Genomic DNA, 12,986 nt, shown 5'->3' on the forward strand with positions numbered 1-12,986 from the left:
CGTGCGCGTGCAGGGAACAGCCTGTTCCGGCGCCCGCGCCGCGCGTCCCCTTGTTTGATGCCAAGGGGGATTACCCGAATGAAGACCCGTTTCCTGTTGCTGCCCTGCCTGTTGGCGGCAACCCCAAGCTTTGCGCAGAGCGCGCAGTCGTCCGCCGGACTCGAAGCCGTGGTGCAGGGTGACGACGAGATCGTCGTCACCGCGAATCGCGAGGCACGGCCGGTCGATACCGTCGGGCAGGCGGTGACCGTCATCGACCTCGCCACCATCGAACAGCGGCAGGCGGTGGTCGTGTCCGACCTGCTGCGCCAGACGCCGGGCGTCACCGTCACCCGCAACGGCGGCATCGGCACGTCAACCAGCGTCAACATCCGCGGCGCCGACAGCGACCAGACCGTGGCGCTGATCGACGGCGTCAAGCTGAACGATCCGTCGTCGCCGGGCGGCGGGTTCAATTTCGGCAATCTGCTGGTCGGCAACATCGCCCGCATCGAAGTGCTGCGTGGCGCACAGTCGGTGCTGTGGGGCAGCCAGGCGATCGGCGGCGTCGTCAACCTCATCACCCGCCAGCCGACCGACGACCTGTCGATCAATGTGCGCGGCGAAGGCGGTTCGTTCGGCACCGGACAGGGGTTCGCCAACATCTCGGGCAAGGCCGGGCCGGTATCGGCCAGCATCGGCGGCGGGTTCCTGACCACCGACGGCATTTCGGCTTATGCGCCGGGGCGTGAGGCCGATGGCTATCGCAACTATGGCGCGAACGGCAGCGTGTCGGTGGCGTTGGCAGACGGCGTGTCGGTCGATGTGCGCGGTTTCTATTCGAACGGGCGGACCGAGATCGACGGCTTTCCCGCCCCGACCTTCAGCTTCGGCGATACCCGGGAATATGGCGATGCCGAGCAATGGACCGGCTATACCGGGCTGAACGCCGCGCTGTTCGACGGGCGGTTCCGCAACCGCATCGGCTATGCCCATACGTCGAGCAACCGCACCAACACCGATCCCGATAGCATTCCGACCGAGACCTTCCGCGGCAAAGGGCGCAACGACCGGTTCGACTATCAGGGATCGTTCGACGTGACCGACGCGGTGTTCGCGACGTTCGGCGTCGAGCGGGAAGTGTCGCGCTTCACCACCTCCAGCTATGGCGGTGCGCCGACCACCGGTCGCGCCCGCCTGTTCGGCGTCTATGGCCAGCTGGCGGTGACGCCGATCGAGAATCTGACGCTGACCGGCGGCGTGCGTCACGACGACCATAATGTGTTCGGCGGGGCGACGGTGTTTGCCGGCAGCGGCGTGTGGTCGCCGAACCGCGGCAACACGCTGCTGCGCGCCAGCTATTCGGAAGGGTTCAAGGCACCGACCCTGTACCAGTTGCAGAGCGAATATGGGAATGCGCTGCTGACCCCCGAACGTTCGCAGGGCTGGGACGCGGGCATCACCCAGCGCGGGCTGAACGGCGCGGTCGAGGCGAGCGCGACGTGGTTCGATCGTACGTCGAAGGACCTGATCGCGTTCGTGTCGTGCTTCGGCGTGACCACCGGCGTCTGTGTCGGCAAGCCGAACGGCACCTATGACAATATCGCCCGTGCCGAGGCGAAGGGGCTGGAATTCGCGCTGAAGCTGCGTCCGGTGGAGGCGTTCACTGTCGCTGCCGCCTATACGTGGCTGGATGCCGAGAACCGGTCGGCAGGCACCGCCAATTTTGGCCGCAAGCTGGCGCGGCGGCCGGCCGACAGCCTGACGGTCAATGCCGACTATCGCTGGGCCTTCGGTCTTGGCGTCGGCGCGACGGTCACCATGATCGGCGACAGTTTCGACAATGCGTCGAATACGCGGCGGCTGGACGGCTATGTCCTGACCGATCTGCGCGCGTCGTTCCCGGTTACCGAGCGGGTCGAAGTCTATGGCCGCGTCGAGAATCTGTTCGACGAACGCTATCAGACGATCTTCCAGTACGGGACGCCGGGGCGCGCTGCCTATGGCGGCGTACGGCTCAGCTACTGATGCTCGATCTCGCCGAATTCTATGCGCATGGCGGCCGGGTGGCTGCCGCGGCGCGTGCGTTCGGCGGGGACGACTGGATCGACCTGTCGACCGGCATCGCGCCATGGCCCTATCCGCATGGCGCGATCGATCCCGGTTATGACCGTCTGCCCGAACCGGGCGAGCTGGCCGCGCTGGAAGCGGCGGCGGCGCGAGCGTTCGGCGTCGCCGATCCGGCGCGGGTGATCGCGGTGCCGGGCACCGACCTGGCGCTGCGGTTGCTGGCGGTAATCCTGAACGCCGAACGGCCGGCGGTGGTGTGGCCGGGCTATACCGGCCACGTCGCGGCATGGCCCGAGGCACGCGCCGTCGCGGCGCTCGCCGATCCGGGCGATGCCGATCTGCTGGTGCTGTCCAGTCCCGCCAATCCCGACGGCGTCGTCACGCCGAGCGAACGGCTGATCGCGCTGACGCAACACCGGACGGTGGTGGTCGACGAAGCCTATGCCGACCCCGCACCCGGGCTGTGCGCTCGGGCGTCGGACCGGCTGATCGTGCTCCGGTCCTTCGGGAAATTCCATGGCCTGCCCGGATTGCGGCTGGGTTTCGTGATCGCGGGCGGCGGGGTGACGGCGGCGCTGCGCCAGTTGCTCGGCGACTGGCCGGTGTCGAGTGCTGCGATACGGATCGGGGCGGCGGCCTATGCCGATCGCGCCTTCGCTGCGGACCAGGCGGGGCGGATCGACACGATCGGAGCGCTGCTCGACCGCGCGCTGGCGGGGTGGCAGATGATCGGTCATGCCCCGCTGTTCCGGCTGATCGAGGCCGGTGACGCGCATGCGCTGTTCCGTCATCTGTGCCGCCATGCCATCCTGACCCGGCCGTTCGCGGACCGGCGCGAACGGTTGCGGATCGGCTTGCCCCTCGACGGGACCGCGCTGTCCCGCCTGACCACCGCCCTTGCGGAGTATCATCGATGACCGAGACGCCCGACGATTATGCCAAGCACAATGCGCGGATGCAGCGCATGGCGGTGGCGCGCGAAAAGATGCAGGCGCGCCGCACGCTCGAACGCGGGCTGCTGATCGTCCATACCGGCAATGGCAAGGGCAAGTCGTCGAGCGCGTTCGGCATGGCGATCCGCAGCATCGGCTGGGGGATGAAGGTTGCGATTCTGCAATATGTGAAGGGCAAGTGGGAGACGGGCGAACGCAACTTCTTCGACGCGCATCCCGACCTCGCCAGCTTCGAGGTGATGGGCGAAGGCTTCACCTGGGACACGCAGGACCGGGCGAAGGACATCGCCGCCGCCCGCGCCGCATGGGAACGATCGAAGGAGATGATCCTCGACCCCGCGATCGACTTCGTGATCCTCGACGAATTGAATATCGTCCTCCGCAACGACACCCTCCCCATCGCCGAGATCGTCGATTTCCTTAAAGGCAGGCCGCTGACCAAGCATATCTGCATCACCGGGCGCAACGCGAAGGAAGAACTGTTGATGCTGGCCGATCTGGTCACCGAATTCGGCGAGGTGAAACACCCCTATCATGCCGGGTTCAAGGCGCAGAAGGGCGTCGAATATTGATCCGTCCCCTCAGTCTGTTGCTGGCCGCGCCGGCGTTGGTGTCGGCCGCGCCGCGGCTGCCACGGGTGGTATCGATCAACCCATGCGTCGATGCGGTGCTGGCCCGCGTCGCCGATCCGGCGCAGATCGTCGGCATCAGCCATTATTCGCAGGACATCCGCGCGACGTCGGTGCCGCTGAGTTGGTCGAACCGGTTCAAGGCGACCTCGGGCACCGCCGAGGAGGTAGTGGCGCTGCGCCCCGATATCGTGCTGGCCGGGCCTCATGTCGAACCGGCGACGATCGCCGCGCTGAAGCGGCTGAAGATCGCGCTGGTGCAGTATCCGGTGGCGGAATCGGTGCCCGAAAGCATCGATCAGGTCCGCGCGATCGCCACTGCGACCGGCCATGCCGCACGGGGCGAAGCGCTGGCGGCACGGATCGCGGCGGCGGCGACCCCGGCGCGGGTGGCGCCGGTCGGGGCGCTGGTGTGGCAGGGGGGCGGGCTGGTGCCGGGATCGGGTACGCTGACCGACGACCTGCTCAAGCGCGCGGGTTTTCGTAACATGAGCGCGACATATGGCCTCAAGCAATGGGACGTCCTGCCGCTCGAATATCTGGTCGCCGATCCGCCGCGCGTGCTGTTGTCGACCGCGCCGGAGGGGGTGCAGGACGACCGCATGACCGGGCATCCGGCGGTGCGGCGGCTGGCGAAGCATATCACTGTCGCCCCTTATCCGACGCGGTTGATGAATTGCGGCGGGCCGACGATCATCGCGGCGATGGCCCGCTTGCGGCAGGTGCGCGCGCAGGTGGCGTCATGAAGCGGTTGACCATCGGCCTGATCGTCCTGCTGCTGATCGCCGCCGCGCTGTCGGTCGCGGCGGGCAAGGTGTGGGTGCCGCTCGACGCATGGACCGCCGACGATCCGCGATCGATCATCCTCATCGAACTGCGGCTGCCGCGCACCGTACTGGCGCTGCTCGTGGGCGCCGCGCTCGGCCTGTCGGGGGCGGTGATGCAAGGCTATCTGCGCAATCCGCTGGCCGATCCGGGGCTGTTCGGCGTGTCGTCGGGCGCGGCGTTCGGTGCGGTCGTGGCACTGTATTTTGGCTATGCCGCGCAGATGTGGCTGCTGCCGGGCTTCGCATTGGTCGGGGCGGGGGTGACGATGGCGTTGCTGGCGCTGATCGCCGGGCGTTCAGGCAGCCTGATCCTGTTCACGCTTGCCGGCATGATCCTGACCAGCATCACCGGATCGCTGACCGCGCTCGCCATCAGCCTTGCCCCGACGCCGTTCGTGTCGTCGCAGATCGTGACGTGGCTGATGGGTGCGCTGACCGATCGCAGCTGGGACGATGTGACGGTCGCCGCACCGCTGATCGTCGCCGGTATGGGCGTGCTGGCGATGACCGCGCGATCGCTCGACGCGCTGACGCTGGGTGAGGCGGCGGCGCGGTCGATGGGGGTCGATCCGGCGCGGCTGCAGCGCCTGGTCATCGCCGGCATCGCGCTGACGGTCGGGGCGTCGGTGGCGTCGGCGGGGATGATCGGGTTCGTCGGGCTGATCGTGCCGCACATGGTCCGGCCCTTTGCCGGCAACCGGCCCTCGGCGATCCTGCTGCCCTCGGCGCTGGCCGGCGCGGTGCTGCTGACCCTTGCCGACAGCCTCGTGCGCCTCGCCCCGACCGTCAGCGAATTGCGGCTGGGCATCGCCATGTCGATGCTGGGCGGACCGTTCTTCCTCTATCTGCTGATCGCGATGCGGCGGAGGCTGGCATGACCGATCTAGTGGCCGATGCGATCGCGCTGACGCTATGCGGGCGGCGCGTGCTCGACGACGTGTCGTTCGCGTTCCGGCGGGGGCGGGTGACCGCGCTGTTGGGGGCGAATGGTGCGGGGAAGTCGAGCCTGCTCGCCTGCCTCGCCGCATTGCGCCGACCCGATAGCGGCGCGGCGCGACTGGGCGGCGAGGATGTGCAGGCGATCGACCGACGCGCACGCGCACGCGCGATCGGGCTGCTGCCCCAATCGGCTGATGTGCACTGGGACATCGATGTCGCGACGCTAGTGGGTCTCGGCCGGTTCGCGCATCGGGGGCGGTGGGGCGAGACGGCGGCCGATCGCGCGGCGGTCAAGGCGGCGCTGGCCGCGACCGACATGACCGCGCTGGCCGACCGGGGCGTCGAGCGGCTGTCGGGGGGTGAGCGGGGCCGGGCGCTGCTGGCGCGGGTGCTGGCCGGCGAGCCGGACTGGCTGCTGGCCGACGAACCGCTCGCCAGTCTCGACCCGGCGCATCAGCTTGACGTGCTGGCGCGGTTGCGTGGCGTCGCGAGCGGAGGGCGGGGCGTGGTGCTGGTGCTGCACGACCTGCATCTGGCGGCGCGGGTGGCGGACGATGCGGTGCTGCTGAAGGACGGGCGGATCGTGGCGAGCGGCGAGGCGGATGCGGTACTGACCGCGCCGGCCATCGCCGAGGCCTATGGCATCGAGGTCGAGATCGGCCGGACGCCGCAGGGCCATCGCTATATCCTGCCGGTCGCGCGGTGATCGCACTCGCCGCGCTGATCGTCGAGGCGGCGGTCGGTTACCCTCGCCGCTGGTGGCATCCGGTGATGGGTGTCGGCGCGCTGATCGATGCAGTAGAGCGACGCTGGAACCGGCGGCGTCGGCTGGAGGGGGTGGCGCTGGTCGTGCTACTGACCGGCCTGTCGGTCGTGTTGGGGCTGGCGATCGAGCGGCTGGGGACGATCGTCACCGTGGCAGTCGCGACGACGGGCCTCGCGCAACGCAGCTTGCACGACCATGTCGCGGCGGTCGCACGGCCGTTGGCGGCGGGCGATCTGGACGCGGCACGCAGCGCGGTGGCGATGATCGTCGGGCGCGATACCGAGGCGCTCGACGAAGCGGGCGTGGCGACGGCGGCGATCGAGAGTCTGGCGGAGAGTTTCTGCGACGGGGTGGTCGCGCCCGCGCTGGGGCTGCTGCTGTTCGGGCTGCCGGGGCTGTTCGCGGTGAAGGCCATCAACACTGCGGACTCGATGGTCGGGCATCGTACGCCGGACCTGTCGGCGTTCGGCTGGGCGGCGGCGCGGGCCGATGACCTCGTCAATTTCGTACCGGCGCGGATCGCGGGTACGCTGATCGCACTGGCCGGACAGGGCGGCTGGCAAACGATGCGTCGCGATGCGCCCGCCCATGCCTCGCCCAATGGCGGCTGGCCGGAGGCGGCGATGGCGGGGGCGCTGGAGCGGCGGCTGGGCGGCGCGGTGAGCTATGATGGCGAGCCGGCGCACCGCGCGGTCCTCGGCGACGGGCCGCTGCCCGATGCCGGCGATCTGCTGCGCGCGCTTCGCATCTACCGGACGGCCTGCCTGTTGCTATGGATGCTGGTCGGGATCGTCCCATGGCTGGGGTGATGATTCAGGGCACCGGATCGGACGTCGGCAAGTCGGTGCTGGTCGCCGGGCTGTGCCGCCTGCTGACCAATCGGGGCCTGCGCGTGCGTCCGTTCAAGGCGCAGAATATGTCGAACAATGCCGCCGTCTGTGCCGATGGCGGTGAGATCGGCCGGGCGCAGGCGCTGCAGGCGATGGCGTGTCGCGTGCCGCCGACCACGACCATGAACCCGGTGCTGCTGAAACCGCAGAGCGACCGCACGTCCCAATTGGTCGTCGCCGGACGGGTGGCGGGCACGATGGCGGCAGGCGATTATCGGCGGCGGCGCGAGGAATTGCTCGGCCAAGTCGTCGCCGCCTATCGCCGGTTGTCGGCGGAGGCCGATATCGTCGTGGTCGAGGGCGCGGGATCGCCCGCCGAAATCAACCTGCGCGCGGGCGACATCGCCAATATGGGATTTGCGCGGGCGGCAGGCGTGCCGGTGGTGCTGGCCGGCGATATCGATCGCGGCGGGGTGATCGCGGCGCTGGTCGGCACGCAGGTGGTGATCGACCCGGCCGATGCGGCGATGATTCGCGGCTTTCTGGTCAACAAATTCCGGGGCGACCCGGCGCTGTTCGACGACGGTCGCGCCGAGATCGTCGCGCGGACCGGCTGGCGCGATATCGGGCTGGTGCCGTGGCTGCCCAACGCCGCGCGCCTGCCCGCCGAGGATGCGGTGGCGCTGGGGCGGGGCGGCGAGCGCGGCGAGGGGCCGCTGATCGCGGTGCCGATGCTGTCGCGTATCGCCAATTTCGACGATTTCGACGCGCTGGCGCACGATCCCGCGGTGCGGCTGCGAATGATCCCGCCGGGTGAGCCGCTGCCGGGCGATGCCGCGCTGGTGATCCTGCCGGGCACCAAGGCGACGATCGCCGACCTCGCTTTCCTGCGCGAACAGGGTTGGGATATCGACCTTGCCGCGCATGTCCGGCGCGGGGGACAGGTGATCGGCATTTGCGGCGGCTATCAGATGCTCGGGACCGGCATCGCTGACCCGGACGGGATCGAGGGAGTGGCGGGGCAGGTCGCCGGCCTCGGGTTCCTGCCGGTCGAGACGGTGATTGCCGGGGTCAAGACGACGCGCCCGGCGACCGGCACACTGGCCGACGGGGCGGCGTTCGCGGGCTATGAGATCCATGCCGGCGTCACGACCGTCGCGCCGGGTACGCCGCCCTTTCTGCACTTCGCCGATGGCTCGCCCGACGGGGCGGTCGCGCGCGACGGGCAGGTTGCCGGCTGCTACGTCCATGGACTGTTCGACGCAGCCACGGCACGCGCAAGCCTGCTGGCGCGGATCGGCGCGGCGGGCGATCCGCTCGACCGGCGTGAGGCGATCGATGCCGCACTTGACGGCGTGGCGGCTGCGCTGGAAGCGGCGCTCGATATCGACGCATTGCTGGACATTGCCGGGGAGGCACCATGATCGACGAGATTCGCGCCCATCTGGATGCGCTGGCCAAGCCGCGCGGGGCGATGGGGCGGCTGGAGGCGCTGGCGACCGAGCTGGCGCTGACGCAGGGCCGGATCGATGCGCGGACCACGCCGCGACAGGCGGTCCTGTTCGCCGGGGATCATGGCTGTGTTGCGGAAGGCGTGTCGGCATGGCCGTCGGCGGTGACGGCGATGATGGTCGCGACGATTCTGAGTGGCAAAGCGACCAGCAACGCGCTTGCCCATGCCGCCAATTGTCCGCTGCGGCTGGTCGATGTCGGCATGGTCGGCGCACGGGTCGCGGAACCGGGCTTTTTCCGTGACGCGCGGGTGGCCGACGGCACCGAACCGCTGGGGGCGGGGTCGGCGATGAGCGTCGCGCAGTTCGATGCGGCATGGACGGTCGGCGCCGAAGAGGCCGCGCGTGCAGTCGATGCGGGCGCGGTACTGCTGATCGCGGGTGAAATGGGGATCGGCAACACTACCCCGGCGGCCTGCCTGACCGCGCTGCTCACCGAAATCGACCCGCAAGCAGCGGTCGGGCGAGGGGCGGGGGCGGACGATGCGGTGCTTGCCGCCAAACGGCGCGTCGTCGCTACTGCCACCGCGCGTGCGCGGGACCGGGCCGATCCGCGCGAAGCGATCGCGTCGGTCGCCGGCTATGAGATTGCAGCGATGGCCGGCTTCTATGCGACCGGCGCGGCGCGGGGGGTGACGTTGCTGCTCGACGGCTATGTCAGCACCGCCGCCGCGCTGATCGCCGAACGGCTTGCTCCCGGCAGCGTACGGGCGATGATCGCCGGGCATCGTTCGGCCGAACCGGGGCATGGTGCGGCGCTCGCCGCGCTCGGGCTGGCGCCGGTGCTGGAATGGGAGATGCGGTTGGGCGAGGGCAGCGGCGCGCTGACCGCGCTGCCGTTGCTCGATGCGGCGGCGGCGTTGCTCAACGACGTGGTGCGGCTCGACCAGATCGGGGCGGATCGTGCCGATTGAGGTGCCGCGCTGGGCCGCGCCGTTGCTGGCGGTCCAGTTCCTGACACGCCTGCCGGTGCCGATCCTGAACCGGCTGACGTCCGAACAGGCGGCGGCGGGGCTGGCCCGGGCGATGGCGTGGCTGCCACCGGTCGGCACATTGATCGGCGCGGTGACGGCGGGCGTGTTCGTCGTCGCCGGCTGGTTCTGGCCGCCGCTGGTCGCCGCGATTCTGGCGCTGATCGTCGAGGCGGTGCTGACCGGCGCGTTTCACGAGGATGCGGTCGCCGATTTCTGCGACGCGTTCGGTGGCACGGCCAGCGGCGAACGCGCGCTGACGATCATGAAGGACAGTCGGATCGGCAGCTATGGCGCGTTGGGGCTGGGGCTGAGCGTCGTGCTGCGCATCGCCGCGATCGTCGCACTGACCGCGCCGGTCGCGGTGGCGGCGATCGTCGGTGCGGCGACGGCGGGGCGACTGTGCGCGGTGACGCTGGCGGCGATCGTCGCGCCGGTGGGGAGCGGGGCGGGGATGGCGGTGCGCGCCGGACGGATGCCGCCGGGGCGGCTGGCGCTGGCGGGGGTGCTGGCGCTGCCGGGCCTCGCGCCGATCCTGTGGCTGCAACCCGGCGCGACCGGTGCGGCGATTGCCGCGATGCTCCTGTTGCTGCTCTGGTTGCGGCGGTTCCTGCTCGCGCGGATCGGCGGGAGTACCGGCGACTGCCTCGGCTTCGCGGCGGCGATGGGGCAGCTGGCGCTGTTGCTGGCGGTCGCCGCGCGGTGAAGCTGCTGCTGCTGCGCCATCCGCCGGTCGCGACGGCGTGGAAGGGGCGCTGCTATGGCCGGTCCGACATGGGGTTGAGCCGGGAGGGGCAGGCGCTGGCGGACCGGATCGCCGCCGACCTCGCCGCCACGCCGATCGCCGCCATCGTCCATTCGGGTGCGCTCCGGACCCGGCGGCTGGCGCAGCGGATCGCGCGCGGACGGGACGTGCCGGTCGCCAACGATCCCCGCTGGCTCGAACGCGATTTCGGCGCGTGGGAGGGCCGGTCGTGGAACGCGATCTGGCGCGAGACGGGCGCGGAGATGGACCGGATGATGACCGAGCCGGACTATCGCCCCGGCGGCGGGGAGAGCGCAAACGACATCGCCGACCGGGTGCTGGCGGCATGGCATGCCCTGTCCGAGCGTCCCTGCGTGCTGGTCGTCGCGCATGGCGGGCCGATCGCGACGCTGCGCGCGCTGCTGGCCGGGCAGCCCGTGACGCGCGCGGTCGACTTTATCCCCGCCTGTGGCGAGCTGGTCGCGCTTCAGCGTTGCCAGTAGCGGACGTAATCGACCTGCATCGATTGCGGGAACTTGCTGTCGTCGATGCCCATCTTGCCGCCCCAGTCGCCGCCGACCGCGACGTTCAGGATCAGGTTGAACGGCCGGTCGAACGGCCAAGCCGCGCGCCCGCCCGGCTGGTCGTTGGCGACGCGCATATAGCCGCGCCCGTCGATGCCGATGGTGATCGCCTGTGGCGTCCAGTCGAGCTGGTAATTGTGCCATTGGCCGCAGACGTCGGTCATGCGCCGCGAACCCCCGCGCTGCGTACCCTTGGCATGGTTGAACGCCGCCGTGTGCAGCGTCGCATGGACCAGATCGGGTTCGTAGCCGACCAGTTCGAGGATATCGATCTCGCCCTCGTCGGGCCATTTGCCGTCGGGCGGCAGCATCCACAGCGCCGGCCAGATGCCGCGCCCGCACGGCAGCTTCGCGCGGATGTCGTAGAAGCCATAGCCCATCGGCTTCGTGGAAACGATCCGGGCGGAGGTATAGTCCTGTCCACCGGAATCGCTGCCCTTGGGCTTTTCGCGCCGCGCCTCGATCACCAGCGCGCCATCGGCGATCCGGGCATTGGCGGGGGTGCCGGCCGGTGCATAATATTGCCGTTCGTTATTGTACCAGCCGTCGCGATTGCGGCTGGTGTCGAAGCGCCAATGCTTCGGGTCGATCGTCCTGCCCGAAAATTCGTCGGCAAAGGTCGGCTTGGCCGCGGGCGGGGCAAGCGCGACGTCGACCGCATGGTTGCTGGCGCCCAGCGTCGGCGTATTCTGTGCCATAGCGGTGGTGGCGATACCCGCCAGCAAGGTCGCCAACATCATCCGCATTGCGCAAACTCCTGTGATCGCACCCGTAATTCGGTGCTTCACCGCCACCGTACGAACAGGACCAGGGCGCGCGCAACCCCCCGAGGCTGTCGACCGTTCAGGCGGCGATCTTGCAAGGGAATCTGGCGAATGACGGTTGAGCAGTTCGACTATCGCGATGGCGACACGGTGTTGCAGGCGGGCGTGGTCTTTCCGGCGGGTGATGGCCCGGCCCCGGCGGTGCTGATCGCGCACCAATGGGCCGGGCGCGGCGAGGGCGAGCACAAGACTGCCGAACGCTTGGCCGAGCTCGGCTATGTCGGCATCGCCATCGACATGTTCGGCAAGGACGTGAAGGGCGATCCGTCGGGCGACAACAGCCATCTGATCGGCCCGTTCCTGTCCGACCGCGCCAAATTGCTCCAGCGGATGCGCGCAGCCGTCGCGTTCGCGGCATCGCTCGACCGGGTTGAGGCATCGAAGATCGCGGCGATCGGCTATTGCTTCGGCGGGCTGTGCGTCCTCGACCTCGCGCGCGGCGGGGCGGATGGCGTGGTGGGCGTGGTCAGCCTGCACGGGATGCTCGACGGCAACGACCTGTCGACCGACGGCCCGATCGCGGCGAAGGTTCTGGTCGAACATGGCTGGCTGGACCCGCTGGCCGCGCCGGACAAGGTGCTGGCCTTTGCCGAGGAAATGGGCGGGCGCGGTGCCGACTGGCAGCTCCATGCGCATGGCCGGGCGATGCACGCCTTCACCAACCCCCATGCCGCCGCGCCGGACAAGGGCATGGCCTATGACGCCGATGCCGATCGCCGGTCCTGGGCGTCGGTCGTCGCGTTCCTCGGCGAGCTGTTCTGATCCGGTTGCGCGGACGCGCGATCGCCCCATCTAGACGGTAACCAAGGAACCCGTGATGACCGACTATCGCAAGACCGAGGAGGCGATCGCCCGCCTCACCCCCGAACAATATTATGTGACGCAGCAGAGCGGCACCGAACGCCCCGGCACCGGCGAATATCTTCACGAGAAGCGCGCCGGCATCTATGTCGACATCGTGTCGGGCGAGCCGCTGTTCGCATCGGCCGACAAGTTCGATTCGCATTGCGGCTGGCCGAGCTTCACCAAGCCGATCGAACCCGCCAACGTTGCCGAACTGCGCGACACGACGCACGGCATGGTCCGCACCGAGGTCCGGTCGACGGGTGGCGACAGCCATCTCGGGCATGTCTTTCCCGACGGGCCGCGCGACCGCGGCGGCCTGCGCTACTGCATCAATTCCGCCGCTTTGCGCTTCGTGCCGCGCGAAGCGATGGAAGCGGAGGGTTATGGCGCCTATCTCGATCAGGTTGAGGGATAGGCCACCGCGCCAGCTGTTGCCGATCGGCAACAGCTGGGCGTGTAATGATTACGTCACGTCCCCGTAATCGTCGTTTCATGCCCCGTGGTCAGGGGCA

14 protein-coding genes are annotated in these 12,986 nt (G+C 69.4%); 13 read left to right on the plus strand and 1 reads right to left on the minus strand.

All coding sequences use genetic code 11. The features are described from left to right. The first annotated feature begins 78 nt into the window (after nt 1–78). Genes ACTHQV_RS05185 through ACTHQV_RS05235 form a run of 11 tightly spaced genes read left to right on the plus strand, consistent with a single transcriptional unit; the run spans nt 79 to nt 10,723 of the window. A complete protein-coding gene (locus ACTHQV_RS05185) occupies nt 79–2,007 on the plus strand; it encodes a TonB-dependent receptor plug domain-containing protein (protein WP_440488716.1) in 1,929 nt (642 codons plus the stop codon). Continuing rightward, complete coding sequence (locus ACTHQV_RS05190; protein WP_440488718.1) at nt 2,007–2,966, plus strand: aminotransferase class I/II-fold pyridoxal phosphate-dependent enzyme; 960 nt, start codon at nt 2,007–2,009, stop codon at nt 2,964–2,966. The genes ACTHQV_RS05185 and ACTHQV_RS05190 overlap by 1 nt, the downstream gene beginning before the upstream one ends. Then, nucleotides 2,963–3,574 carry a cob(I)yrinic acid a,c-diamide adenosyltransferase gene (cobO, locus tag ACTHQV_RS05195; RefSeq protein WP_440488720.1) on the plus strand — a complete coding sequence of 204 codons (612 nt, stop codon included), beginning with the start codon at nt 2,963–2,965 and terminating at the stop codon, nt 3,572–3,574. The genes ACTHQV_RS05190 and cobO overlap by 4 nt, the downstream gene beginning before the upstream one ends. Further along, the gene (locus tag ACTHQV_RS05200) at nt 3,571–4,377 is read left to right on the plus strand and encodes an ABC transporter substrate-binding protein (RefSeq protein ID WP_440488721.1); all 807 of its coding nucleotides are present in this window, start codon (nt 3,571–3,573) and stop codon (nt 4,375–4,377) included. The genes cobO and ACTHQV_RS05200 overlap by 4 nt, the downstream gene beginning before the upstream one ends. Continuing rightward, on the plus strand, nt 4,374–5,336 hold the full coding sequence (locus ACTHQV_RS05205) for a FecCD family ABC transporter permease (RefSeq protein WP_440488723.1): 963 nt from the start codon (nt 4,374–4,376) through the stop codon (nt 5,334–5,336). The genes ACTHQV_RS05200 and ACTHQV_RS05205 overlap by 4 nt, the downstream gene beginning before the upstream one ends. Further along, a complete protein-coding gene (locus tag ACTHQV_RS05210) occupies nt 5,333–6,103 on the plus strand; it encodes an ABC transporter ATP-binding protein (RefSeq protein WP_440488724.1) in 771 nt (256 codons plus the stop codon). Before ACTHQV_RS05205 ends, ACTHQV_RS05210 begins: the two co-directional genes overlap by 4 nt. Next, nucleotides 6,103–6,972 carry an adenosylcobinamide-phosphate synthase CbiB gene (gene cbiB, locus ACTHQV_RS05215; protein ID WP_440488885.1) on the plus strand — a complete coding sequence of 290 codons (870 nt, stop codon included), beginning with the start codon at nt 6,103–6,105 and terminating at the stop codon, nt 6,970–6,972. Before ACTHQV_RS05210 ends, cbiB begins: the two co-directional genes overlap by 1 nt. Continuing rightward, nucleotides 6,960–8,417 carry a cobyric acid synthase gene (locus ACTHQV_RS05220; RefSeq protein WP_440488725.1) on the plus strand — a complete coding sequence of 486 codons (1,458 nt, stop codon included), beginning with the start codon at nt 6,960–6,962 and terminating at the stop codon, nt 8,415–8,417. Before cbiB ends, ACTHQV_RS05220 begins: the two co-directional genes overlap by 13 nt. After that, nucleotides 8,414–9,418, plus strand: coding sequence for a nicotinate-nucleotide--dimethylbenzimidazole phosphoribosyltransferase (cobT, locus tag ACTHQV_RS05225; protein WP_440488727.1), 1,005 nt, complete (start codon nt 8,414–8,416; stop codon nt 9,416–9,418). Before ACTHQV_RS05220 ends, cobT begins: the two co-directional genes overlap by 4 nt. Beyond that, nucleotides 9,408–10,181, plus strand: coding sequence for an adenosylcobinamide-GDP ribazoletransferase (locus ACTHQV_RS05230; protein ID WP_440488729.1), 774 nt, complete (start codon nt 9,408–9,410; stop codon nt 10,179–10,181). The genes cobT and ACTHQV_RS05230 overlap by 11 nt, the downstream gene beginning before the upstream one ends. Beyond that, nucleotides 10,178–10,723 carry a histidine phosphatase family protein gene (locus ACTHQV_RS05235; RefSeq protein WP_440488731.1) on the plus strand — a complete coding sequence of 182 codons (546 nt, stop codon included), beginning with the start codon at nt 10,178–10,180 and terminating at the stop codon, nt 10,721–10,723. The genes ACTHQV_RS05230 and ACTHQV_RS05235 overlap by 4 nt, the downstream gene beginning before the upstream one ends. Here the strand turns inward: ACTHQV_RS05235 and ACTHQV_RS05240 are convergent. Continuing rightward, on the minus strand, nt 10,708–11,550 hold the full coding sequence (locus tag ACTHQV_RS05240) for a glycoside hydrolase family 16 protein (RefSeq protein ID WP_440488733.1): 843 nt from the start codon (nt 11,548–11,550) through the stop codon (nt 10,708–10,710). The genes ACTHQV_RS05235 and ACTHQV_RS05240 overlap by 16 nt on opposite strands. 129 nt (nt 11,551–11,679) lie before the next feature. Here ACTHQV_RS05240 and ACTHQV_RS05245 point away from each other — a divergent pair, with 129 nt between their 5' ends. Next, a complete protein-coding gene (locus tag ACTHQV_RS05245; RefSeq protein WP_440488734.1) occupies nt 11,680–12,390 on the plus strand; it encodes a dienelactone hydrolase family protein in 711 nt (236 codons plus the stop codon). Between the two features lie 55 nt (nt 12,391–12,445). Beyond that, nucleotides 12,446–12,889: a peptide-methionine (R)-S-oxide reductase MsrB gene (gene msrB / locus ACTHQV_RS05250; protein WP_440488735.1), complete on the plus strand. Its 444-nt coding sequence runs from the start codon at nt 12,446–12,448 to the stop codon at nt 12,887–12,889. Nucleotides 12,890–12,986 lie beyond the last annotated feature (97 nt).

The sequence above is a fragment of the Sphingomonas sp. SAFR-052 genome (assembly GCF_051965015.1).
In the GTDB taxonomy this organism is placed as follows: domain Bacteria; phylum Pseudomonadota; class Alphaproteobacteria; order Sphingomonadales; family Sphingomonadaceae; genus Sphingomonas.